Raw genomic sequence first — 25,429 nt, 5'->3', positions numbered from 1 at the left:
ACAGTGAATGCAACTACCTTTTTTTCGCTTACATCAAATGTAGCGCTCTTTTTTATGGTCCTTTATTTTTTATTTAAAATAAGACCGATAAAAGCCGCTTTGGTATATCATACAAAAACACAAGCGGAATTTATTGCTGCAATCGGATTAACATTGGTCTTTTCTATTTTAAATATTTTGGCTTCGGTTCTCGGTATCCAAGTGGGAAATGCGCTCGCGAATATCAGAACAGGCGTTGTCGTTGTTGCAACGGCGCTGCTTGGACCTCTGCCGGGAATCATTGTCGGACTGATCGGCAGCGTGTATCGATACACTGTCGGAGGATGGACAGCGCTCGGCTGTTCTGCAGCAACTTTTTTCTCAGGTATTGTCTGTGCCGGTATCGTCTTGATCCTTCGGCAGAAATACGAACGCATAACTTTAACGTACAAAACGATTTTGCTTTTTTCAGGTTTCGGTGGAGTGTGGGAAATACTGCACATCATGGTATTTGTACCGCTCCTCGGAGAGAAACCGTTCGCAGAGGCCGCCGCGCTCATGTTCGATCTGCTTCTCTTTCCGCAAATCATTATTAATGCCGTTATTATCGCTGCGGTGTTATTCTTGATTACGGATCTTGGAAAACAGGAAAACATCAAACAGCTGCAAGAAGATGAGGCGCTTTTACGCGCAAAGCAAACGGCCAATCAATCGGTCATAGAAGCGATTCATCACGCTCTCCGTAATTTGACGGAGCACGGAACCATTCTTGAAGGAACAATGCAGACTACGTCAGAAGGCGCCGGTCACATTGCCGGAAATATCAATAGCCTCAAGCAGCAATTGATGAATCAGGCCGAGAGTGTAACAACGACCGACAGTACGGTAAAAACGATTTTGGAAACACTCAATACGCTCGACGGCTACATTGTTATCCAATCAAATAAACTTATGCAGTCTTCTTCATTGATAGAAACGATGATAACAAACGTGAGAGCCGTTACCGAATTACTTGAAGAAAGTAATACCGTTATCAAAGATGCGTATCAACTGAGTATGCAAGGAAAGGCAGGGGCAAAAAATGCCAATGAAGCGGCAATGGAAATTGCCAAAAGGTCAGGCGATCTTTTGGAAGCAGGTGAAGTTATTCAAAATGTGGCGAGCCAAACTAATCTCTTAGCGATGAACGCAGCTATTGAAGCGGCACATGCCGGTGAATCGGGTAAAGGTTTCGCTGTCGTTGCCGATGAAATTCGGAAATTAGCGGAAGAATCAAGTATGCAAGGAAAAAAGATTGCCGCGGTCATTAAAGAATCTTTACAGATTATCCAGAAATTAACCAATACCGAAAGCACGACTGAAAAGGCGTTTGAACAGGTATACACATTGGTGAGCAAAATTTCCGAGCAGGAAGCCGGTATTTTGGAAGCAATGCAACAGCAGGAAACCGGCAGTGAAAAAATTACCGCAGCTATTACGGATATCAACGGTATAACACATGATATAAAAACTAAATCGGAAGAAATGGCAAATAACGGCCGCCATACTGCAGAGGAAATGGCGATGCTCAATACCCTAACCGCAGCGCTGACAGAGAAAATGAGCGAAATGACCGGTGATGTATTGAACATCAACAAGGCAATCCAAACCGTCCACGAAGTTACTCAAAAAAATGCACAAGCTATCCAAGAAGTCGTACGGGAAGTTGATTCATTCCAACTCTAGCAAGGTATCAGGGCTTTCGCATTATACATATTCTAGGCGACTGCTGTCTTTTTGTGCGAAATTTTTTCGGTAAATGGGTAAACGCATCAGACAGTCAAAACCATAGCGCAAAATAACGAGGCTGGAGCAGCATTTGAGCCGCAAAGCGGCGAAATTCTGCTGATACAGCCTCGTTATTTTGCGGGGGATATACTCCTAACAACCTGATGCGTTTACCTTCATTATATCAACGATTTGACACGGTATTTTTATTGAGGTATACTTATTGAACTTATTTGAGGAGGCGCAAATATGCGAAAAATAAGCTTAAAAGCGGTACTGGGAGCAGCTGTACTGGTATTAAGTGCATTTGTCATTTGCTCATGCACAAAAAGCGAGGAAACGACAAAGAAAGCTATGAAAGTCGGTATGGTTACCGATGCGGGGACGATTGATGATAAATCATTCAATCAGGGAACATGGGAAGGCATTATCCGTGCGGAAAAGGAACTTGGCGTTGAGATTAAATACTTAAAGCCGGTGGGGACAACCGAAGCGGACTATGTGAAAGAAATCTCCAACCTCTATGATTCAGGATATAAATTTATCGTTTGCCCTGGTTTTAAATTTGAAACTGCAATTTTCAAGGCACAGACAAAATACCCTGATGCAAAACTCGTCCTTATCGACGGCAACGCTCATCCTGCCGATTCGTATGATGCTCAAAACGGGCCGAATACCATCGGTATTCTCTTTGCCGAACAGGAAGCAGGCTTCACTGCCGGCCTTGCCGCAGCGCTTCAATTAAAAGAAGGCCGCTTCGGATTTATCGGCGGTATGGAAATTCCGGCTGTTCAGAAGTTCAACTGGGGATGGCAGCAAGGTATTAAATATGCCAATGAAAATCTTGGAACGAACATCGAAATGCATCCGGAGGATTTCGTATATCAGGGAACGTTTAGCGATATCGCAGCGGGACAGCAGATCGCTGCTTCCATGTTTGACCGCGGTGTTACCTGTATCCACGCTGCAGCAGGCGGCGTCGGCGTAATCAATGAAACAAAAGCACGCCGTCAGGTCGGAAAAGACGTATGGGTTGTCGGTGTCGACGTTAATCAGTATAACGAAGGATTACTCCCCGACAAAAAATCGGTCGTTTTAACTTCTGCAATGAAGTATGTAGACCGTGCATCTTATGATATGGTCAAAGACGAACTCGATGGTAAATTTCAAGGTGGAAGAACACTTATTTTGACTGCAAAAGAAGATGCGGTCGGTATTCCTCCGGAGAACCCCAACCTTTCCGATGAGGTACAAGCGAAAGTGAATGAAATTTATCAGCAGATTAAGTCAGGCGCCATTGTCGTTGCCGACAAGCAGGGCGATTTATTCCGCTAATCGATAAGCGTTTGTTTTCTGCAAATCCGAGGATGTATGACTACGTACGCCTCGGATTTTTCTTTAATCGTTTATTGAGAAATCTCTAAAAACTGAGGTTTTTAACAATAGTAATTAGATAAAAGTTTACAGTGTAAATAAAGGAAGGCCTGATCTGTCTGAACAATATGCTATTGAAATGCGCCATATCCGCAAAGAATTCCCCGGTATTGTTGCAAATGATGATATAACATTGCAGGTAAAAAAGGGGGAAATCCATGCAATTCTCGGGGAAAATGGCGCGGGTAAATCCACTCTTATGAGTATCTTATTCGGTTTATACCACCCTGATGCGGGAGAAATCCTTGTAAACGGTAAACAGGTGGTTATCAATAATCCGAATGATGCTAACGAACTCGGTATCGGTATGGTACATCAGCATTTCCAGCTTGTACATAACTTTACCGTCACCGAAAATATTATCCTCGGAAAAGAAGGTGGCTTTTTTCTCGACTTGCATAAGGCCGAAAAAAAAATAAAAGAATTAAGCGCCCGATACGGATTACAAATCGATCCGAATGCACGCATTATGGATATAACAGTCGGTATGCAACAGCGTGTGGAGATTTTAAAAATGCTGTACCGCGATGCGGAAGTGCTCATCTTTGACGAGCCTACCGCCGTTTTAACGCCGCAGGAAATTGAAGAACTCATCCAAATAATGAGGAATCTGGTAAAGGAAGGAAAATCCATTATCCTCATCACCCATAAATTACAGGAAATTAAGGACGTTGCGGATCGCTGCACCATCATACGGCGAGGAAAATTGATCGATGTGATAGACGTCGCCACTACTTCCAAAAACGAGATGGCAGCAAAGATGGTCGGGCGTCCGGTTGAATTTAAGGTACAAAAAACGCCTGCACAGCCCGGCGAAGTCGTACTCGATATACAACACCTCAAAGTTATCGGTGCAAAAAAAGTACCTGCCGTCAATGACTTTTCACTGCAAGTGCATAAAGGCGAAATTGTCGGTATCGCGGGGGTTGACGGGAATGGGCAGAGTGAGCTTGTTCATGCACTTTCGGGATTAATGCCGATTGCGGAAGGAACCGTTCTGCTAAGTGGTAAGGATATCACAAAGACCTCTATCCGCGAACGCAATGAATCGGGTATGGGATTGGTTCCCGAAGACCGCCAGAAACACGGTTTGGTTATGCAGTATACGATTGCCGAAAATACGATTATCAAATCATACTACAAAGAACCTTTTCAAAAGCACGGGTTCCTGCATAAAAACCGGATGTTCACATTTGCGGGTGATATTACCAAGCAATTCGATGTTCGCTCCGGCGAAGGGGTTTACTCGGCTGCACGGAACTTGAGTGGTGGAAATCAACAAAAGGCTATCCTCGGCCGTGAAATTGCCCTTGATCCGGAACTGCTGATTGCCGTACAGCCTACCCGTGGGCTGGATGTCGGCGCTATCGAGGCAATCCATAAAGAATTGGTCAAACACAGGGACAGAGGGCGAGCCGTATTGCTCATTTCTTTTGAGTTGGACGAAATCTTTAATCTGTCGGATCGAATTGCAGTTATGCATCGCGGCACCCTAACCGGTATAGTTCGTCCTGAAGAAACTACGGTCGAGGAAGTGGGATTGATGATGGCCGGAGATACGCGCAAACATGGAGGCCAACAGTGATGATAAAAAGACACACTTCGCTTTCGGATAATACCCTTGTAATCAGTCTTTCCGCCGTATTGCTCGGTTTAATTGCCGGAGCGATTCTGATTATTTGTATCGGAGAAAATCCTTTTACCGCTTTTTCTTACCTTTTCCGTGGCGGACTTATGAATATTGAACGCATCGGGAATACGCTTGCAACGGCAACGACACTCTTATTGGTCGGGCTTTCCGTTTCATTTGCATTTAAAACCGGCCTCTTCAATATCGGAGGATCGGGGCAGATGCTGATCGGCGGATTACTCGGCAGTATGTTTGCCTTATCGGCAACTTCTATGCCGCGGCCGATCTTTTTCATTGTACTGATTCTTATCGGTATCGCAGGCGGAGCGCTTTGGGGCGTCGTTCCCGGCTTATTAAAAGCGCTGTTCAATGTGCATGAAGTTGTTTCTACCATTATGATGAACTGGATTGCGTATTGGCTCGTTTTTTATATCGTACCGGGCTACTTAAAAGCGGAATATCTGGAAACGGAAAGTAAATCCATCGCAGTTGCCCGCTCGCTTCGTACCCCATGGCTTACCGATTTGTTCAGCAGCGAATATGTAAACTACGGTATCTTTCTCGGTATTCTTGCAATGATCCTTCTTAAAATTATCTTGGATAAGACTACCCTCGGCTTTGAATTAAAAGCAGTCGGTTATAACCGTAACTGTGCGGAATACGCAGGAATCAAAGTAAACCGGAATATCGTTATTTCGATGATGATTGCGGGAGCGCTGTCGGGTTTGGCGGGACTTACCTACTATACCGGCTACGCACTGAATATGCAGATCGGCGTAATGCCCTCACAAGGGTTTGACGGTATCGCTGTTTCTTTACTTGGCGCCGGTACTCCGGTCGGCGTTGCGCTCAGTTCGATTTTCTTCGGCGTGCTTCATGTCGGTAAGGGCTTTATGAGCGCAAACACTATTGTTCCGCCGGAAATTGCAGATACCATCATTGCGGTTATCATCTATTTTACAGCGACCAGCCTGCTCTTTAAACGCTTCTGGGGTATGATTTCCAAAAAAATACGCACACGTCAAACAGCAGGGCTTGCTGCGGAGGAGGTATAACGTATGTGGCATATTTTAACCCTTATTTTTCCATATGTAATTGCATATACGATTCCTCTTTTGATTACTTCGCTCGGTGGGCTATACAGCGAACGGAGCGGCGTTACGAACCTCGGCCTCGAAGGATTGATGCTGATCGGCGGTTTTTCCGCAGCGGTCACTATCAATTTGCTGCAACATTCCGTTCCGGCTGGGATTGTTATTCCTATCGGCTTGCTGGTTGCCGCTGTAGCCGGTATCCTTTTTTCGCTGTTGCATGCCTTTGCGTCGATTACACTGAAAGCGGATCAGGTTATCAGCGGTACTGCTATCAATATGCTCGCCGCCGCGTTAACCATCTATATGGCTCGTACCATAACCGGTTCGGGAAACGTACGTGTTGCAGGTATTATCCGGCAGGACGTCCCCGGACTTTCAAAAATTCCCGTATTGGGGCTGCTCTTCTTTTCGCAAGTGTATTGGAGCACGTGGCTGGTACTACTGATACTTATTCTATCGTGGATACTGCTGTATAAGACCTCGTTCGGGTTACGGCTGCGTGCTTGCGGCGAGCATCCGTCTGCCGTTGCGAGCGCCGGTATCAACGTACATCGGATGCGGTACTTTGCGGTATGTGCGAGCGGTGCGCTTTCCGCATTGGGCGGCTCCATCATTCTCGTAACCTATTCGGGAGAGTTTAACGGCAGCGTAGACGGACTTGGCTTCTTGGCTATCGCCGCTTTGATCTTCGGTCAATGGAAGCCGTTCGGTATTTTGGGTGCAACCTTCTTCTTCGGGTTTGCCCGTACCGTTGCGAACGTTTCGCAGGTTATCCCTGCTTTAAGCGGCATACCGCCGGTATGGCTCAAGATATTCCCTTATCTTGTTACGCTGATAGCCCTCGTACTATTCAGTAAAAACTCAGCCGCGCCAAAGGCAAACGGCGAACCGTATTAAAGAATCCCGACCTTATGCGTGAAATTTTTAAAAGTTTCACGCATTTTTTTTAAAGGAAGTATAAAATGGACACAAAAATATTCCTTATCATTTTTCTTATTTTATGGATTGAGCCAATAATAGCCGGCATAATTGTTGCAAAAAAGAAAAATCGCTCTCCCCATTGGTTTTGGCTTGGAATTTGGCCGGGAATAGGAATATGGGTTTTTATTGTAATGTTAATTTTAAAGCCTTTAGAAATCTGTGAATCATGTAATAAAAAAATTCCTAATGGGGCTAAACTTTGCCCCTATTGCGGAAAAGAAACAGTTTTAGCAAATAAAACCGAAACTGAAATCAAAGATATAAAGAAAAAACAAAGTAAGAAAATAATAATTACTGTAGTTTGTGTTTTGTTTATTATTATTGGCTTGTCCTCCATAATTGTTATTTCGATAATGCAAATATTTAAAATGAGCATACCATTCAAGCATTCAATAGAATTAATTGAAACAAACCATGAGATAATGGAGTATATTGGACCCGATTATAAACAAATAGGAATGATATCGGGATCAATTAATGCACGTGGAGATTCTTCCGGTGATGCTTCAATTTCATATAAGATAAAGGGAAAAAACGGAATTTCTAGGGTTTATGTAAAGGCTAAAAAAGAAAATGGGATTTGGACATATCAAAAAATCTTATTTTATAAAGAAGTTGATAGCCCTAATGTTGTGAATCTATTGGAAGAAAAATAATTGCTTAGTAGCCGTCCTATGTGATAGACTCTGTGAAAGTCTTTCTGTAAATTCCTAAAAAGTAGGTACTGTGGTAAAATAAAGACAGGAGCCAACGTATGGCAAAAGAAAAAACACCACCACACAAAGTTGTAATGACTGAAGGCAAAAGAGAGATTATTAAAACTTTGCTTTCAGAATACGACATCCAGTCAGCGCAGGATATTCAGGAAGCACTGAAAGACCTTCTAGGCGGAACCATCAAAGAAATGATGGAAGCAGAGATGGAGGCTCACTTGGGATATGAAAAATCTGAGCGTTCTGACAACGATGATTACCGAAACGGTTACAAGTCAAAGACTGTAAAATCAAGTATCGGAGAAGTTGAACTGGAAGTTCCTCAAGACAGAAAATCAACTTTCGAACCGCAGGTCGTAAAAAAAGGCCAGAAAGATATTTCTGACATCGATCATAAAATCATATCAATGTATGCAAAGGGAATGACAACCGTCAGATTTCAGACACCATCGAAGACATTTACGGCTTTGATGTGTCTGAGGGTTTTATTCCGATGTCACAGATAAGATAGTTCCGCAGATTGAAGAATGGCAGAACCGGCCGCTTGATGATGTTTATCCGGTCATTTACATCGATGCCATTCACTATTCTGTCAGAGACAACGGAGTGATTGTCAAAAAAGCCGCTTATGTAATTCTTGGACTTACCTGTGACGGGCGTAAGGAAGTGCTGTCGCTTGCCATAGGCAAAAATGAAAGTGCTAAGTTCTGGCTGAACGCTCTGAATGAGCTTAAGAACCGTGGAGTGCAGGATATTATGATTATCTGTGCTGACGGCCTTACAGGTATCAAAGAGGCCATCTATGCCGCATTTCCAAAAACTGATTATCAGCGCTGTATGGTTCACATGGTCCGCAACACTCTGAAATACGTTGCATCAAAAGACATGAAATCTTTCGCTACTGACCTGAAGACAATTTACAACGCAGCCTCCGAAGGTGAAGGGCTGAAAGCTCGCGACCGAGTTGTTGAAAAATGGTCCGCAAAATATCCGAACTCCATGAAGCGCTGGATAGAAAACTGGGATGTTGTCGTGCCTATTTTAAGTTCTCTAAGGATATCCGGAAAATCATTTACACCACGAATGCGATTGAAAGCCTGAATTCCAGTTACCGAAAACTCAATCGCCAGCGCAGTGTATTCCCAAGCGACCAGGCTCTGCTCAAAGCTTTGTATCTTACAACTTTTGAAGCAACAAAAATGGACTCAGCCGATTCACAACTGTGCCAGGCCTACGGAGAAATGTGCATAATGTACGAAGGTCGCCTGCCTGACTAATCTATAAAAAAAGACAATTTCACAGCAAGGAAGCTGTCTTTAGTATTTAACTCTTGATAAAAAATCAACAGTATTTTATATTCAAAAAATAAACAGTAGCTGTCAGCTACTTGTGGGATATACCCGCATTAAAACTTTTTACCGCAGCCTACTGAATTTACAGAAAGGACTTCACAGTCTCTATGTGATATTGTAAACCTGGATTTTAGACTTTCTTTGCTATTATAATATTCCGGTTCCTTTACATCTATGACACTTTCCGGAACCTTTACACGCAACGCAATTATGATTATAATAATGTCTATCGTAATCTTGTCCAGTCCCATCGCAGTGGGAGCATTTTCCAGTTCCACGGCATTGCAGACAGGGTGATCCTCTTACTTCACAACTTGCAAATCCAACTACTACTGATATTGTCAATAGACAGACTAGTAGCACAATAAATGTATTCCTTTTCATTTAAGGACACCTATAAATTTTCCGCAAGTGGTTAGCTTGTCGACCTAACATTATAGTTTCAGAGTTTTATTTTCATCCCATTTAAATGTCATATACATCTATACTGTACATACTATTTTATGGATTTGTCAACACAAAATATTTTATAAAAAGCGGTGAGTATGTGATGTGAAAAAGGTTTTTAAACTGAATCTTAAAGTTCAGCTTATTTTCAGCAACTAAAACTTGCTGAAAAAGATTTTTCTCTTTTTAATCGGCATATGCAACCACAGCAGATTTAAAATTTCCGTTATCATCAAAATCAATATATAATTCCCACATAGCAAGGAAACCGTCAGATTTTAACCAATAAGAGACCTCATTATCACTTATCCTACCTTCAAGTTTTGGTTTTCCTAGCAAATCAAATATTTCAGCTCTTTTTGGTTTATCTTCATTTAATTTTTTAATAAGCGAATCGGTCATATAAAATCGATTTCTTTCTCTCATCCATTGTTTTTTGTTAAATGGAATCTGTTTTTGTGAACATGAAACAAATACTATACAAAATAATATAAATATAATCGTAATTTTTCTCATTTATTATCCCATTACAGCGCCCAGCGGGGGTTATATCAAATAAATTGTTTAATAAGCATTCCAAAATATAATGAAAATAAATACACATCCCCATGCATTCTTTGTTATAGTTCTAATTATCGATGAAAAACTATTGTATAAAATAATAACAAACATTGTTGATATAAAAATGATCCATAAATCAATATCCGATTTTTTCTTTAATTCATTTTTTTCATTCATACTTTATAACTCCTGAGTTGATAATTCGTATGATAGTACGTTCATCTAACATACAGTTAAGTTGTAAAACGTATCGATGTATAGCAGACTGCCATTATTTATTTCTTTTTCTGCTATTAAACCTTTCTTTTATCCATTCAATTAAGCACTGAATTAACAGAAAAGGTACTAACAAGATTAAAATGATTATATTTTTTATACATTCTTCTTTTCTATACTTCTCTTTTAATTCAGGTTTCTTTTTTATAAGTTTTTTTATTCTTTTGTTTCGATTACGGTTTTTTTCGAATATGTAATTAACACATCTTGCTAATAATATAATAAATAAAACTCCCATTGCGCGGATAAAATTTCCATTTATTTCATTTCTTTTATACGCTTCTTTTTCAGCTATTGGAAGTTTGAAATCATTTTTAGAATCGTGAATAATTTGTATTCTTTTATTTTCATAGTATTCTTCACTTGGCTTGAAATCAAAAGAACAAATTTGTTTTAAATTTTCACCAAGCAAACTATATTCAATTTTTACATGATAATATGTTCCACTTCCCTCTATATGGCTTTTTATTGAATATGATTTTATAATTGCGGTTTCAATGATTCCAAATTTTTCCAAGTGTGAAAGATTATAATAATTCTTACATGCTAAAAATAAAAAAAATACAATTAGTAAATAACAAAGTATTTTCCAACCGCTATTTTTATCATTATTACTAGTCTTCTTCATTTTTTATAAAACACAAAAGTTGAGTATTAGCATAACATTCGCTTAACCTGCATTTGCGGCTCGCCCGCAATGTCAGGGTTGAAGCGGGTGTTAGACGAATTGAATTTTTATCCCTCTATAAGTCTTCCTGTTAGATATTTATGTAAAACACTTCCTGCAAAAATTTCATATTCCATACCTTCTTCAAAAGCTTTGGCTTTTAGATTATTTATATCTTGCTTGGCAAGTATTACATCTATCTTTTCTTTTTTCATAAGCATAGTTTTAGCAGCTTTTTTTAAATCATTGCGAAGATCATAAAAATTTTTTACCGCTTCCCATTCATCATTTTCTATAGATTCATACAGCTCTTTTTCAGTATTCATTTTCTTCTCCTTTAATATCAAGATATTTTGCCGTATATTTTCTACTTGGAAAAATAGTTTTCAAAAAACAAACATTATTTTCAAGTACGCAAGGAACTACATATACATATCTATCAATTTCTACAAGAAGCAAAAGTTGATTTGGATATTTTTCTTTATTTGGATGCTCTAAAATATCCAACAAACTATCTTGTTCAATTGCTATAATAATCCGCTCAAACGATATATTTCTATCTCTTTTAAGCATTATATTCTTTTCATTATTCCAATCGAATATCATACTATAAATAATATATCACTTTTCCAGTTTTTTAACAATAAATCCTAATCTTACAAACACCACAACCGTCGGAATGACTTATATTTTGTTAATTTCCTTAATAAGTTTTAAAATTATTAGATAAAAATTTATTTTTTCTCATCCTCAAATAGCCATTATAATAAAAGACACTCTTGCTCAAAGTAACCTAACCCATTAATTGGGGCTTTAAACTTTAATTTATAAAAATATATCCTATTTTTCAAAGTTACAGCTTATCGTGCCGTAAGGCATCCGTCTAACATTCGCTTAACCTGCATTGCCGCAAAGGCAATGTTAGGTTGAAGCGGGTGTTAGATGTTTTCATCTATTTTATTGGCTTTTAAAACTGCATGTATCATAGCATCATTTTTATACTGCTCGCCTAATTCTTTTATATTCTCAATAAATTTTTTACTATCTTCAATATATTCATAAAAAGAATACACCTCAAGATTTCCTTTTGCATAACAATAAAATATGTCATTATATTTTTTACACAATTTGAAAAATAACTTATATTTTTTTGTTTTAATTAAATAATATAATAAATGCATTACAGGGTGTATAATAGTATCCATTATCATATACTGCCATAATTCAAATGAAAAACCTGTTGGCAAATCTTTTCTCTGTAAATCCGCTTCTGTATACAATAGCACAATATTTTTATATTCATTCAGTTCAAAGATTAGTTTCTTCTGTAATTCTGTAATATGCTTATTCCTATTTTTTATATAATTTTGTTTATTGAATATATCGATATTACTTATTTCTTGAAAATCTTGGTTATGTACAATAGCGTTTAGTTTATTTTTTGAAAACATAATCCATTCCAAAAGATGCGCAATGACATCTTTATAATTCCAATCATCATAATTACTGACGAGTTGTTCACTTTTGTAACTACTTATAAAATCAGCAATATCTATTTCTATTTTATTGATTTCTGTTATTATTTCTTTAATTGTCATTTTTCTTTTTTTCTGTATCCATAATTTTTATCAGTTGGTTCTTAAATTCAGGAATAATGTTTTTTGCAACATCCCACACAATTTCATAATCAACGGAAAAATAACCATGAATGAGTTTATCTCTCATACCGGCAATATTTCTCCATGGAACTTCTTTATATTTAATGATTATATCATTTGAAATGTTTTTAACGGCTTCTCCAATAATTTCAATACTCCGTGCAAATGCCCGTTGCGTTTTTTCATCTTTTAGAAACGCCTCTTTTGTCATAGTACCTGTTTCAGATTCCAAAAAAATGATTTCATCAAAAATATGATTATACAAATCTTCATTGGATCGATACATATTCAACCTCATTGAGTATTCTCTGACCAATATACGGACTTAAACTTTCTATAGTTAATAAATCTATTTTTGTATTCAAATTATCTTCCAAGTAATAAACTAAATTTATAAAGTTATTATAGTTTTTTTTATTAGCATGAAATTCTACTAATATATCAATATCGCTATTTTTATTTTGTTGATTATGTATATAAGAACCAAAAAGACCTATTTTTTTTACGCCATAGGACTGGAGAATGTTTTTATTATATTCTAAGAAATTAAAAATCTCTTTTTTTTCTTTAGGTTTCATAGCTCTATTATACTTTTTTTTAATATTAAATCTAGCTTTATATCTAAAAATTCAGCTCGTGCAGTAGCACGAGTCCATCTAACATTCGCTTAACCTGCATTTGCGGCTCGTCCGCAATGTCAGGTTGAAGCGGGTATTAGATGTCTTACTCAACCTGTTTGTCTCAACCAATCTCTAATATTTACACCAATCCTTTCAATATCTTCTTGAGCTAAATTTCCACCATGCATAATGACATTACGAGATTTTTCTAATGCTAAAAGTAATTGTTTTACCCATTCTTGATTTCTTAATAATTCTTCAAATAATTCCCAATTAGAACAAATTATTGCTGACAAGTCACCAAAATCACAATAAAATATTTCAGATGAACCTCTCGATGCGTGCCATTTTATTTTCCTTTCTTCTTCTTTTCGTGCAGAGACTTTTTTTTGAATACTTTCACTAACATGCTTCCACCAATCCAAATGATATTTTTCATCCATAGCTTTTACAACCATTTTCCGAATCATATTCTCAAAAGTATGGATAGCTTGATAAATAATACTCGTTTTGATTGATTGTTGAAGGAATTCTTGGTCAAGCATATCAAAAGATAAAGATTTTTTAATTTTCAATTCATCAAACTCTTCAATATCAACTACAGTCTTTGGATTTGCTTTCTTAAGACTTTCTTCTGCTAATATTCCTTTATACACAAATGAATAAAGCTTATCCATATTTTAACCTAAATGTTCTTTTAAGCTTTTAAAAATAGCATCATATACTGCTTGATCTTTTGTAGCCGGAAGAATGATATTTATATGATATTGCAAGGATCCAAGTGCTATTTCTTTTTTTTCTTGAGTATTTGGTAAAGGTCTTTCCGTTCGAATATTAGAGGTTTCAGTTGTATTATCTACCTTACACTCCTGTTTTGGCACTGTTTCAATAGAAAAATCACCAAGTTCACACAAAGAATTAAAAGTTGTCGCTATACGACCTATTACTTGATCAGTTTTTTTACCTGCATATAAAGAACGTAATTTATTTTTCACGTCTTCAATGGAAAGTTCATTAGCTCTAAGGTTTACAGCAAATAAATCAGAATATGCATCTCGAATACCTTCTGCAATAATTTTACTCGATTCATTTTTATCGAGAAACTTATAATACCGCTGTGTTGGTTTCCCATCTGTATCAATGAAACCAAGCTCTTTTAATATACCAATAATCATTCTGTCGTTTGTTGAAGTAAAACCTAGATTCTCCAAAAACTTATAAGATACCCTTTCTGGAGCTTGTGCGGCTTTGAATGATTCAAAATATTCAGAAATTGCACTTGGCTTTTGGGTATAACTATCAGGTAAACTCATAAATTCCCTCCATAATAATATCTACTTATCATTTCATCCGTAAGGAACACATAACATCTTTTCGACCTTTCCTCATAATATCATAGAAACTATGCGCTTTCAATCTAAGCTGCATCTCTCCAAACAACTGTATCTTTCTACCATAAATACTCGCCGGAACGAATCATCAGCAGACAGATTAGGCCTATCTTCACTAAACAAGTCAAAGAAAATCACGTCCTGTTTATAGGGCTTTTGAATGCCAAAACCGCTGCAGTTGAGGACATGGATGTCGTTCCAAATCCGAAATTGGTATGTACAAACTACAAAATCAGTATGGGACCCCTTTAAACAAATTCTAAGCGAGTTTTTAGAGCTGCTCTCTGTATTGTAGGTATCATAGACGAGAAAATCCGCCGTATAAAAACGGTTCGAGTGTTTTTTTGCCACCGAGGAGCATGATTAAGCGGTCAAATCCCATTGCAACGCCGGAGCAGGGCGGCATACAGGCGCATATCCCGCCGAAGTTCTCCGGTACGGGATGCGGAACCCGTGCCGTTGCGTTTTTAACCGCTGCTTCATCCACAAAAGAGCGGTTGATCTCTCCCGCATCCCGCGCTTCGGTATAGCAGTTTGCGAGCTCTACTCCGCGCACATATACTTCCCACCGCTCTTTTGTCTTCCATATATATGTCCGTCCGTCAGCGGCGGTACGCTGTTCCGACCGTTCCCGTGCAAGGCAGGGTACCCGCGCGGGATAGTCCAGCAGCGCAACGGGCACATCGGGCGGAAGCTGCGGTTCGATGCAGTGCACCAAAAGCAACTCGTATAAATCATCCCACGCCCAGTCTTCATACTGCGCCCTGTCGCCGAGGCCGAGCCGTTCCGCATGGAATGTAAGCTCCGGTGTTTCCGCTTCGGCGAGAGAAAAACCGGCGAATCGTTTAAAGGCTTCGTCCATAGTCAGCTGCAAAAACGGTTTGGAAAGTATCGCACCCAATTCGGGATCGGCAAGCGGCGGCCCCGCAACTGCCTGCGCCATAGTCTGTAGAAAAGTTTCGGTAAGCGTGACGGAATCGCGGTAATCCGCCTGCATGGTGTAGTATTCCAGCATGGTAAATTCAGGGTTGTGAATATGCCCGACGGATTCGCAGTTGCGGTAACATTTGGAAAGCTGAAACACCGATCGCCCGTGCGTGGCAATAACCGGCTTGATGAATACTTCCGGAGAGGGGACAAGAAAGAGCGGGACTGCCGCTTCTTCGCCGGTCTTAAAGGGTTTGAGGTATTCCGTGCGGAACACTTCGAGACAGCTTTCGGGGATGAGCGCCGGAGCAAGCGCCGGAGTGTCCAGCTCCAGATAGCCATGTGTAATAAAAAAATTCCGCGCAGCCTGCAAACAAGCCGCACGGAATTCAAGCGCTTCGATGTCCACTGCTTATTCCCGAATGCTCAAGTGCAGTTCGGCAAGCTGCTTTTCGTCAACCTCGCTGGGGCTTTCGTCCATGGGGCTGACGGCGAAGGTGTTTTTGGGGAAGGCGATTACTTCTTTAATCGAGGTTTCCCCTGCCATCAGCATCACGATGCGGTCAAGACCGGGGGCAATACCTCCGTGGGGCGGCGCTCCGTATTTGAATGCTTCCGTTAAAAAGCCGAACTTCTTTTCCGCATCGGTGGGGTTAAAGCCGACGATGTTGAATATCCGTTTTTGCAACTCCGGATTGTGGATTCTGATTGAGCCGGAAGCAACTTCGTAGCCATTGAGTACGAGGTCGTACAGGTCTCCTTTTACCTCACCGGGGTTTTGCTCCAGCGTGTCGAGGTAGCGTTCCTGCGGCGCGGAGAACATGTGGTGCGCGGGATCCCATTTTTGCTCATCTTCATTCCATTCAAAGAGCGGGAAATCGATAACCCACAAAAAGGCGAATACTTTTGGATCGAGCAAATTTAAATCCTTGCCGAGTTTACTTCTGACAGCGCCGAGTGCGGTGCAGGCGATTTTATATTTTGCATCGGCAACAAAGAGGAGCAAGTCGCCGTCCCCGGCATTCAGTTTTTTGCATATTTCAGCTTCCGCACCGGCGCAGTATTTAGCAATACCGCCTTCGAATGCGCCGCCTGCAACTTTTGTCCATGCAAGCCCCTTTGCCTTGTAGATTTTTGCCGCAGCTTCAAGCTCTTCGATCTTTTTGCGGCTGTAATTTGCTGCCTGTCCTTTCACTACAAGCGCCTTGACAGCTCCTCCGGCGGCGACCGCATCTTTGAACACGGCAAACTCGGTGCATTCAGCCAGCCATGCGGCATCCTGCATCTTCATCTCAAAGCGGATATCGGGTTTATCGGTGCCGTAGAGGTCGATGGCATCGTCATAGCTGATCCGCGGGAAGAATTGCGCCAAGTCCGCACCGATAGTCTTTTTGAATACCGTGCGGAACATATTTTCGGTAACATCGAGCACATCATCGCGGGAAACAAAGCTCATTTCAATATCAATCTGGGTGAACTCAGGCTGGCGGTCGCCGCGTGCGTCTTCATCACGGTAGCAGCGGGCAATCTGAAAATAGCGGTCAAAGCCGGAGACCATGAGTATCTGCTTGTACAGCTGCGGGGATTGCGGCAGTGCATAGAACTTGCCCGGATAGAGGCGGGAGGGTACCAAATAGTCGCGCGCGCCCTCCGGCGTCGATTTAATAAAGGTCGGCGTTTCAATTTCCAAGAAGTTTCTCGCTGTGAGGTACTCCCGCACCGCAAACGTAACCTTTGAGCGCAGTATCAGGTGATCCTGCATAGTCTGGGAACGCAGGTCGAGATACCGATACTTGAGCCGGAGGTCTTCGTTGGCGTTGGTTTTTTCGTCAATCTGGAAGGGCAGCACAGCGCTCTTCGACAGCACAACAATGCGCTGCGTCTTCACTTCGATATGTCCGGTTGGCATTTCCGTGTTGACCATGGAATCGGGACGCTCCCGCACTGTGCCTTCAACGGCAATACAATATTCCATCTTCAAACCGGCTGCGATTTCCTTTAATTCAGGGCTTGCATCATCATCGACAACCACCTGTGTCAGCCCATAGCGGTCGCGTAAGTTTATAAAAGAGATACCGCCGTGGTCGCGCTTGCGGTGCACCCATCCGTTTAATACTACTGTTTTACCGGCGTCGCTTTTTTGCAGCTCTCCGCAGGTAACTGTACGTTTCATTTCTATCATAATAGGATAAGTATAGTTGAAACGGGGCGTTTATGCAATTCGTGTTCTGATTCATGCTGGACAGAGAAGAGAGAGTAATCCCCTCAACTTGCAAATAGGTGGAGCAGATGCTAGGAGCGTGCAAAAAACACCCGCAGGCACGGTACGAAATGTACGTCCGTGTACATTTGCCGATGGCGAGTTTTTACGGTACAAAAACATCGCTGCTGTTTTACCCCTCGTCCATCCGTGGACGTTCTGAAATATCCGTCGGCGTAAATAGAGAGTAATCCCCTCAACTTGCAAATAGGTGGAGCAGATGCTAGGAGCGTGCAAAAAACACCCGCAGGCGTACTTGTTGTACGTCGAGGACTGTTTTTTGCAAAGCGACAACGCAGATGCCCGCATATTTGCAAGTTACGCAGACCACTGTTCCGATTCTCTCTGCAACCTATACATCTCCCGATAAATACCGTCTTTTTCCATCAGCTCGGCGTGGGTGCCGGTTTCGGCAATGGTGCCTTTGTTGAGCACGATAATCTTATCGGCGTTTTCTACGGTGCGGAGGCGGTGGGCGATGACGATAACGGTTTTACCTTTTATAAGTGTACCGATGGCGTGCTGAATGAGCGTTTCGTTTTCCGGATCGAGGGCGGCGGTTGCTTCGTCCAAAAGGATGATCGGTGCGTCCTTGAGGAGAGCGCGGGCGATGGAAAGCCGCTGGCGTTCTCCGCCGGAAAGGGTATAGCCGTTTTCGCCGATTTCCGTGTCGTAGCCCTGCGGCAGTTTTTCGATAAACGACTCACACTGCGCGGCTTTTGCGGCGGCGAGTACCTGCTCTTTTGTCGCATTCCGGTTGCCGATTAAAATATTGTTGTACACCGTGTCGTTAAAGAGCACGACATCTTGAAACACAATCGAAAATGCGCTGAGCAGAGTTTCCGGTTCTACCGTAGAAACATCGACGCCGCCGATGCTGACTGTACCCGATGACGCATCCCAAAAGCGCGCAGCCAATCGCGCAATGGTGGATTTTCCGCAACCGGAGTGTCCCACGAGAGCCGTAATTTCGCCCTGCTTTGCAGTAAAGCTGATTCCGCTTACCGTGTTTTCTCCGGTATCGTTTGCGGCACCGCCTGCATTATGTGAATTACCGGCAGCGCTTCCACCGATGTCAGTCGCACCTTTGCCGCTCGGTTCATTATACGAAAACGACACATTATCGTAACAGATATCATACCCATTCGGCTTAAAAGTTTCGCTTCCCGTTTGCTTGGGATAATTGACAATCGCCTGCTTCCGCTCAACTGCAATCAGTGTATAAAAGAATTCGGCAAGCAGCATAAACACTGTCGTCAACGGATCGAAGATACGACATGAGACCAGCAAAAAAACGATATAGGTCAACAGTTCGATTTGCCCCTGCGACAGCAAGTACGCTCCGTAAGAAATGACGAGCGGAAAGCCGAACCGGATCAACGCAGCCACACCGAACATAAGCGCTCCGATCGCAGCTTCCGATTTGAGCGCAACGCTCGTCGTTTCGGTAATATCGTCTTTGAGCTTTTGCACATACAAAGCTTTTTTATCGGAAGATTTCAACACCTTGATATTGTCTATCATCTGCTGCAGCGAATCGTATATCCCATCCTTCCGTACGATGACGCTTTTCATCTTTTTTTCCGACAGCTTCCGGCAGCCGACAACAATAAAAAATCCTGCAAAGGCGCAAACAAACAACGCAATAGTCATCCGCCAATCCAAAAACGCTAAAAGAGCCGTCGCAATTAAAATCGAAATAATACCGCCGAACATTTCCGGTACGACATTAGAAAACGCTTGTTCAATCGTTGTAACATCGTTTAAAAGCGTCGAGGTTAAATACGATAAATCTTGCCTGCCGAAATACGACAGCGGAAGCTTCCGAAGCGACTCTGCAAGCGAAATACGTACATTCGCCGCTTCTTCATACGCGCCGTTATACGTTCTGCCGTACTTTAATTTCTCAAGGATAAACAGCACGGCAATAAACGCCGCTCCGGCTGCTACCACCGCCCATACATTCGGGGCTTGAAAACCTTGCTGCATAATACGCGCCAAAAAATACTGCAGCACATACAGCGAAAGTCCTAGCGGCACCATCACAAATAAATTGATAATAACCCCGAGCGTAATCGACAAGCGTAAATTCCGCGTCCCCGCATCGGATAACGCAAAAAAATCTTTGTAACATAATTTCTCCATATTGTAGGGGAAGACCTTTCTTTTTTTTCGATAAAAAGAAAGGTCTTCCCCTACGACCCCTTCTAATCAGAACCGCAACGGATGGCGGTGGTTTCATACAGGCACGAGATTTGCGTTTGATGCAAATCTCGTGCTGAGTGGAGTACAGGGAGGTACTCCACTCAGCTGGCGACCAAAGGGAGTACCCTTTGGAAACCCGCCCAAAAAATGAACATCCCTGTTCATTTTGGAGCTACGAGTTTAGCCTAACGCCTAAACTCGCTGCTGCGTGAAACCACGAACATCCGTGTCCCCTCTGAAATGAACATCCTGTCCGCTTTCGGGGGGAATTCTGTTTTTTGGATTGACGTGTCCCAATCCGTAAGACATTCGCTGAAAAAAGATATAGCCTTATTTTACCGCCCGATCAGAGTAGAGCTGTTTTTTGGAAGGGGCGAGCACGGTACATTCGGCGTTCTGTGTTAATACTGCATCCCAAAAATCTTGTATGTTCATACCCGACCTCAAAGTTAGATATTCAATTCCATTTCAATACATTCCCATACGCCATCCGGCATCATATAGGTTATAACTTTCCCTGTTGGTTGAAAACCGGCGATTTCATAACAATGCCGAGCGCGTTCATTATTCGTAAACACTCTCAATGTTATTTTTGAAGCATGCAAAACGTTTTTTGCATATTCTATTGCAAGGGCTACCATTTCCTTTCCATTTCCCTTTCCTCTGCACTCAGGCGAAAGTATAATAAACCCAAATCGGACGAGTGTTTTATCGTCTTTATTTGGGTACCGGATAAACAAATGACCGAGCACGGTGTGTTCGTCAACGGCGCAAAGAGGAATGATAGACTGTATACCGTTCATCGAATCATAGTATTCATTCAACTCATTACCGTTTAACGGAAACCGCCCTATTCTGTCGGCAGACCATTGATAAAGCTGCTTTGTATCCTTAATCCAACTGCAAATGATTTTGGAATCTTGCGCCTCATATTTTCTTAATGTCATGAACACCTCGATAATATTTTTTATAAACCGGTTACCAATACCATCTTATTTAATTATCAATTATCAATTATTTACCCTTTCCGCGCTGTTACACACAGATACCTTTTTGCAAAAAGCGAGTCGGTTTGTATACCGGTAAAACCTGTCGAAGTCAGCAGTGCACTCAACTGTTCACCGGTATAGATTTTCATACCGCTGATTCTTTTCGGCCATTTTTCATCGCCTTTATGAAGCCCGTCTACTTCGTTGCAGATAAAAAAGTGCGCTCCTTTTTTGAGCACGCGGAACACTTCTTTAAACGCTGTTTCTATCTCCGGCCAAAAATAAACCGTTTCAAATGCCGTCGCAATATCGAATGAATCGTTTTCAAACGGCATGGAAGAAACGCTTGCTTGCAGTATACGGCAGGCTCCCCGTTCGATATACGCCTTATTGCATTTCGTCGATTGCGCAACACAGACATCGGAATAATCAATACCGGTTACCTCTTCGCAGCCGCGCTCAAGCAATCGTTTGACATTTGCACCTCCGCCGCATCCGATATCAAGACCGCTGCCTAAAATTTTTCCATCCAAATGCGAAAAGCCCCATTCCGCCATGCGCGTATGTCCTGAATTCATTCCCGCGACAATCAGCTTACCGATAAAGCCCGCAGGCTTCCTAAAATTATCTCCTAAACTCATTTTCTCCTCCCCTGATTCACACTTTCCACTCGATGCCTTTTTGGAAATTGTCCCACATACTTGCGTACAAACCCTTCCGCGCAAGCAGTTCCTTATGTGTGCCTTCTTCTGCGATTTTGCCTTCTTCTATAACACAGATTTTATCTGCGTTTACGACTGAGGACAGGCGGTGCGCAATCATGATGACGGTTTTGTCTTTGAGCAGTACGTCGAAGGTCTTTTTGATTTTGTATTCGTTTTCGGCATCGGCAAAGGCGGTTGCTTCATCCAGTACGATGATGGGGGCATCCTGCAACAGGGCGCGGGCGATGGCGAGCCTCTGGGCTTCTCCTCCTGAGACGTATATGCCCTTGGTGCCGTACACCGTGTCGATACCGGCGGGGAGTTTTTCGATAATGTCCATACACTCGGCTTTGCGGAGTGCTTCCATTACCTCTTCGCGGCTTGCGTCTTTTTTGCCGTAGCGGATATTTTCTAAAATGCTTTCCTTAAAAAGCTTATTCTCTTGGAACACAAAGCCGACAGTGTGCAGCAGGTCTTGTGTTTTTATATCGCGGATGTCAATATCGCCGATGCTGATACTTCCTGCATCAACTTCCCAAAAGCGGCCGAGCAAATTTACCAGGGTTGTTTTGCCGCCCCCTGAAGGACCGACCAGAGCAGTGAGCGAATGTTCGGGAATGCTGAGTGTGATGCCGTTTATCGCGGTTCGGCTCTGAGGAGATGGGGCTGCTCTGCCGGTGTTTCCTCCGTCTGTTTCCGGTGCGGTTTTTGCAGAGGCGGCAGCCGGTTCCGTCTTATATGAAAATATCACGTTGTTAAATGCTATATCATATTTTTTAGGCAGTATGGATGTTTCCGGTTCTTTGGTCAGCGGTGCTTGCAAAATATCTTCGATACGGTTGAGCGCATCGTTTGAGCGCTGATAAAACGTGTTTGCATACATAACTTTCATCAGCATTGTGTAGGTAACCGGTGCGAAAGCAAGGTAAAACACAAAGCTGTAAAAAAAGTGCGGGTCAAGCGTTGCTGTCCCAGCCATCAATAACGCTGCCGGAAGTAAAAAGACAAACCCGAGTTTGATAAGCGATAAAAAAATCGCATAGCCGTTTTCCCACGACATCGAATATTGGAGAACGAATTCTTTATAGTGCATAATAGAGGTGTAAAAGTTTTTGAAATAGTAAACAGACTGATTAAAAGTTTTGATAACCGAAATACCGCGTACATATTCGGTACCCGCGTTGTTCATCTGCTCAAGCGCGTCTTCATACTTTTGCATAAAGCCCGAGTTGGTGCTAATCCGCATTAAAACAGCTTGCAGAACAAACGCAAGCACAAGCGGTAAAAGAGAAATCAGTCCGAGCCGCCAGTCGAATACCAATGTAAGCGCGAGTATCGCAAAAGGAGAGACCATGTTTTGTGCGGTGTCAGGCATATTATGAGCAATGAGCGTTTCAAGTTGATTAATGTTTTTTTCAAACACCTTGCGTACCTTGCCGCTGACATGCGTAATATGCCAGCCAATGGGCAGGTCTGCCAGTGTTTCCGCCATCCGTATTGAAAGGTTTTGCTGAATGGTAAATGCCGTCGCGTGCGAAAGCATGAGTGCTGCGTAATACAGCACAAAGCCCGCCGTAGCAGCACCGACCGCCCACAGCCCGTAGCGTGCAAGAGCTGCTGCGTTCACCGCTTCTTTTGCCGCAACTGCGGAAATCACATCGCGCATTACAAAGAACACCATAATGTACGGCACAAAACTGACGAGTGCGCTTAAAGCGGAAAGCACCAGCGACAGCGATAAAAATTTCTTGCTGCTGCCCGCATAGCTTAACAGTCGTTTAATGGCTTGCTGTTTTGCCGGATTTCGTTCTTGCTGCTGCGGTACGGCACTCTCCTGTGCCGGATTTTCCTCTGTAGCATTTGCCGGGGATTGCCGATCCTTTGTAACGTTTTTCCCCTGCGGCTTTTTTGTATCATTCATAGAGAATAGTCCTCCATATCAAATAATCGACGGTATCGTCAGTTGTTTAGTCATAGAAAATATATGCAAACAGGAATGGATTGTCAACGATGTTTAACAATTTAATTTACAATTTCGTAATGTTGATGGGGCTTATCACTTACCGTCTTTTCCATGGAAGAAAGCGATTAACCCGTTTGCAATACGCTGCGTATTCATCGCCGAAACGTTCGGAAAGCCATTGTTCTTCCGTCAATTTCATAAACACGGTAAGGTATACCCAAAAGAGTGGCGGTAAAATCAATACATACCAATTTCGGCAAAATAGCAGTACTCCGGTACAGATAAATAAAAAAGCGGAATAAATGGGATTTCGTACAAGGGCATATACGCCGCCGGTTGCAAGCTGATTTGCTTTTATCGTAATGTCGATACGAGCACCGAATACTGCAGCGCACCACAGTGCGATGCCGCCACTAATACACAGTATTCCGGCAGTGACGAAAACGATTGCAATGATAGCACTACGCACGTTTCCGCTTGTCAGTAGATCGAATTTTACCGCGGTAATACCTGCGGCAGTGAACGCAATCATAATTGCAATACATACAGGACCGATACCCATTACAGGGAGATGTTCTTGTTCATTTGTTTTCATAGGGGACGAGTCCTTTTGCTGCGGATGGTGCCGATCAGATGCTGTAAGCTTAACAGCGGATGTCGGAATAACATACGCGGGCTGCTGTAGCGCATAACTGCGCGAATTTGCCGACGCATTTCCGGTTTGTAGCAATGTATGGGGCAAACGTTACAAAACGGTTTCTTCTGCTTGCCGCTACGATACCGGCATTGTTCAATCCGCTTGTGCGTATATGCTTTTAATGCCTCTAAATCCGGCACCGCTGCATCAATATTCTCTGCATCGACCTGTGAAGAATGGGTGTGGTGCGCCGCCGCATACAAGTCGATCATCGAATCAACTAAACGTACTTCATCTTCTACGGTCATGGTATGTATACCGGCAATGCTTCAGAATAACGGACGCGGGCGCATTCTACGGAAGAGGGGCTACGCTGCCGGTGCCACTGATATCTGGGATAACATTGGCGGGGTTGCCTTTATAAAGAACACTGCCACTCCCACTGATATCGGCTGTTAAAGAGTCTGTAACCCATACTTCTGCAGAGCCTGAGCCGGAAATGGAAATATTCGCCTCTTTGGTTTTTAAGTCGACAGCTTTAATATTGCCGGAACCGGAAATACTTCCCGTAAACGTTTGAGCTTCCCCTGTCGCTTTAAAATCACCCGAACCGGATATTTCCAAGGCTAAGTTTTTTACCTTAATGTTGTTTGCGGTAATATTGCCTGATCCTGAAATAGCAATCGACATTGCTTTTCCTGACATATTATTAAATAAGTTAATCTCCCCGGTAATCGAATCGGAAGTTGTTAACCGCTCTAAAATCGGCATCTTAATTGAAGCTTTGCAGTGGGCGTTGCTTATAGCGTACCCTTTTTTGAAGCCGATATGGAGGTTATGATTACCATCGACTCGTATATCTAAATAGTCAAAAAGATTTCTATCGGCATCTACGGTAACGGAAAATGTTACGTTCTGTGTTATCTCGACAGTCCAGTCGCCGCTGACGGAAACGGTCTTAAAATCATTCAGTGGAAAGTTCTGTTGTGTTATGTTCCCGTTCCCGCGAATAGGGATGAGCGACCCCGGGCAGCCGCCGGTGGCAAACAAAAGCAATACGATAACGGTAATGTATACGATACTGGTTATATTGTTTTTTGTCCTGTTCATCACAACCCCTCAATTGATAAAATTTGTGGTTTTTAGCATACTTTAAGGCTGTAAATATGTCAAT

General features: G+C 42.2%; 26 protein-coding genes and 1 pseudogene. 8 read left to right on the top strand and 19 right to left on the bottom strand.

Features of this window, described 5'->3' with window-relative positions:
* Positions 1-3 precede the first annotated feature (3 nt).
* From GWP43_RS10670 to GWP43_RS15275, 8 genes and pseudogenes are all read left to right on the top strand, one after another.
* Positions 4-1,704 carry a methyl-accepting chemotaxis protein gene (locus GWP43_RS10670; protein WP_162664144.1) on the top strand — a complete coding sequence of 567 codons (1,701 nt, stop codon included), beginning with the start codon at positions 4-6 and terminating at the stop codon, positions 1,702-1,704.
* A gap of 291 nt (positions 1,705-1,995) precedes the next feature.
* Positions 1,996-3,081: a BMP family lipoprotein gene (locus tag GWP43_RS10665; protein ID WP_162664143.1), complete on the top strand. Its 1,086-nt coding sequence runs from the start codon at positions 1,996-1,998 to the stop codon at positions 3,079-3,081.
* A 178-nt stretch (positions 3,082-3,259) separates the two neighbouring features.
* Positions 3,260-4,765, top strand: coding sequence for an ABC transporter ATP-binding protein (locus GWP43_RS10660; RefSeq protein WP_162664142.1), 1,506 nt, complete (start codon positions 3,260-3,262; stop codon positions 4,763-4,765).
* Positions 4,765-5,865, top strand: a complete 1,101-nt coding sequence (locus GWP43_RS10655; protein WP_162664141.1) for an ABC transporter permease — start codon at positions 4,765-4,767, stop codon at positions 5,863-5,865. Before GWP43_RS10660 ends, GWP43_RS10655 begins: the two co-directional genes overlap by 1 nt.
* Positions 5,866-5,868: 3 nt before the next feature.
* A complete protein-coding gene (locus GWP43_RS10650) occupies positions 5,869-6,801 on the top strand; it encodes an ABC transporter permease (RefSeq protein WP_162664140.1) in 933 nt (310 codons plus the stop codon).
* A gap of 65 nt (positions 6,802-6,866) precedes the next feature.
* Positions 6,867-7,541: a cytochrome c oxidase assembly factor Coa1 family protein gene (locus GWP43_RS10645; protein ID WP_162664139.1), complete on the top strand. Its 675-nt coding sequence runs from the start codon at positions 6,867-6,869 to the stop codon at positions 7,539-7,541.
* Positions 7,542-7,639: 98 nt separating this feature from the next.
* The gene (locus GWP43_RS15280; protein WP_203232404.1) at positions 7,640-8,104 is read left to right on the top strand and encodes a transposase; all 465 of its coding nucleotides are present in this window, start codon (positions 7,640-7,642) and stop codon (positions 8,102-8,104) included.
* Between the two features lies 1 nt (position 8,105).
* Positions 8,106-8,875: pseudogene (locus GWP43_RS15275) on the top strand (IS256 family transposase).
* A 708-nt stretch (positions 8,876-9,583) separates the two neighbouring features.
* On the opposite strand, the gene GWP43_RS10635 reads toward GWP43_RS15275, so the two are convergent.
* From GWP43_RS10635 to GWP43_RS10545, 19 genes are all read right to left on the bottom strand, one after another.
* A complete protein-coding gene (locus tag GWP43_RS10635; RefSeq protein ID WP_162664138.1) occupies positions 9,584-9,913 on the bottom strand; it encodes a hypothetical protein in 330 nt (109 codons plus the stop codon).
* Between the two features lie 48 nt (positions 9,914-9,961).
* On the bottom strand, positions 9,962-10,135 hold the full coding sequence (locus GWP43_RS10630; protein ID WP_162664137.1) for a hypothetical protein: 174 nt from the start codon (positions 10,133-10,135) through the stop codon (positions 9,962-9,964).
* Positions 10,136-10,229: 94 nt separating this feature from the next.
* Complete coding sequence (locus tag GWP43_RS10625; RefSeq protein ID WP_162664136.1) at positions 10,230-10,862, bottom strand: hypothetical protein; 633 nt, start codon at positions 10,860-10,862, stop codon at positions 10,230-10,232.
* 107 nt (positions 10,863-10,969) lie between these two features.
* Entirely contained in the window at positions 10,970-11,227 is a 258-nt protein-coding gene (locus GWP43_RS10620; RefSeq protein ID WP_162664135.1) for a hypothetical protein, read from the bottom strand.
* Positions 11,217-11,507, bottom strand: a complete 291-nt coding sequence (locus tag GWP43_RS10615; protein ID WP_002669594.1) for a hypothetical protein — start codon at positions 11,505-11,507, stop codon at positions 11,217-11,219. The genes GWP43_RS10620 and GWP43_RS10615 overlap by 11 nt, the downstream gene beginning before the upstream one ends.
* A 332-nt stretch (positions 11,508-11,839) precedes the next feature.
* The gene (locus GWP43_RS10610; RefSeq protein ID WP_162664134.1) at positions 11,840-12,499 is read right to left on the bottom strand and encodes a hypothetical protein; all 660 of its coding nucleotides are present in this window, start codon (positions 12,497-12,499) and stop codon (positions 11,840-11,842) included.
* Complete coding sequence (locus tag GWP43_RS10605) at positions 12,489-12,845, bottom strand: HepT-like ribonuclease domain-containing protein (RefSeq protein ID WP_162664133.1); 357 nt, start codon at positions 12,843-12,845, stop codon at positions 12,489-12,491. Before GWP43_RS10605 ends, GWP43_RS10610 begins: the two co-directional genes overlap by 11 nt.
* Positions 12,829-13,137 (bottom strand): nucleotidyltransferase family protein, encoded by a 309-nt coding sequence (locus tag GWP43_RS10600; RefSeq protein WP_010697523.1) that lies wholly within the window; start codon positions 13,135-13,137, stop codon positions 12,829-12,831. The genes GWP43_RS10605 and GWP43_RS10600 overlap by 17 nt, the downstream gene beginning before the upstream one ends.
* Positions 13,138-13,286: 149 nt before the next feature.
* Complete coding sequence (locus GWP43_RS10595) at positions 13,287-13,856, bottom strand: Swt1 family HEPN domain-containing protein (RefSeq protein ID WP_044978216.1); 570 nt, start codon at positions 13,854-13,856, stop codon at positions 13,287-13,289.
* 3 nt (positions 13,857-13,859) lie between these two features.
* Positions 13,860-14,492: a DUF5343 domain-containing protein gene (locus tag GWP43_RS10590; protein ID WP_162664132.1), complete on the bottom strand. Its 633-nt coding sequence runs from the start codon at positions 14,490-14,492 to the stop codon at positions 13,860-13,862.
* Between the two features lie 376 nt (positions 14,493-14,868).
* Complete coding sequence (locus GWP43_RS10585; protein WP_162664131.1) at positions 14,869-15,906, bottom strand: amino acid--tRNA ligase-related protein; 1,038 nt, start codon at positions 15,904-15,906, stop codon at positions 14,869-14,871.
* A 3-nt stretch (positions 15,907-15,909) separates the two neighbouring features.
* Positions 15,910-17,670: an aspartate--tRNA ligase gene (aspS, locus tag GWP43_RS10580; RefSeq protein WP_162664130.1), complete on the bottom strand. Its 1,761-nt coding sequence runs from the start codon at positions 17,668-17,670 to the stop codon at positions 15,910-15,912.
* Positions 17,671-18,075: 405 nt separating this feature from the next.
* Positions 18,076-19,902, bottom strand: coding sequence for an ABC transporter ATP-binding protein (locus tag GWP43_RS10575; protein ID WP_162664129.1), 1,827 nt, complete (start codon positions 19,900-19,902; stop codon positions 18,076-18,078).
* A gap of 509 nt (positions 19,903-20,411) precedes the next feature.
* The gene (locus tag GWP43_RS10570; protein WP_162664128.1) at positions 20,412-20,909 is read right to left on the bottom strand and encodes a GNAT family N-acetyltransferase; all 498 of its coding nucleotides are present in this window, start codon (positions 20,907-20,909) and stop codon (positions 20,412-20,414) included.
* Between the two features lie 71 nt (positions 20,910-20,980).
* On the bottom strand, positions 20,981-21,592 hold the full coding sequence (locus GWP43_RS10565; RefSeq protein WP_162664127.1) for a class I SAM-dependent methyltransferase: 612 nt from the start codon (positions 21,590-21,592) through the stop codon (positions 20,981-20,983).
* Between the two features lie 16 nt (positions 21,593-21,608).
* The gene (locus GWP43_RS10560; protein ID WP_162664126.1) at positions 21,609-23,576 is read right to left on the bottom strand and encodes an ABC transporter ATP-binding protein; all 1,968 of its coding nucleotides are present in this window, start codon (positions 23,574-23,576) and stop codon (positions 21,609-21,611) included.
* Positions 23,577-23,715: 139 nt separating this feature from the next.
* On the bottom strand, positions 23,716-24,213 hold the full coding sequence (locus tag GWP43_RS10555; RefSeq protein WP_162664125.1) for a methyltransferase family protein: 498 nt from the start codon (positions 24,211-24,213) through the stop codon (positions 23,716-23,718).
* On the bottom strand, positions 24,210-24,563 hold the full coding sequence (locus GWP43_RS10550; protein ID WP_162664124.1) for a nitrous oxide-stimulated promoter family protein: 354 nt from the start codon (positions 24,561-24,563) through the stop codon (positions 24,210-24,212). Before GWP43_RS10550 ends, GWP43_RS10555 begins: the two co-directional genes overlap by 4 nt.
* A 46-nt stretch (positions 24,564-24,609) precedes the next feature.
* Positions 24,610-25,365 (bottom strand): head GIN domain-containing protein, encoded by a 756-nt coding sequence (locus tag GWP43_RS10545; protein ID WP_162664123.1) that lies wholly within the window; start codon positions 25,363-25,365, stop codon positions 24,610-24,612.
* Positions 25,366-25,429 lie beyond the last annotated feature (64 nt).

The sequence above is a fragment of the Treponema vincentii genome (assembly GCF_010365865.1).
Lineage (GTDB): Bacteria > Spirochaetota > Spirochaetia > Treponematales > Treponemataceae > Treponema.
The sequence above is the reverse complement of the archived record's forward strand: the minus strand, read 5'-3'. Positions and strand labels throughout refer to the sequence as shown.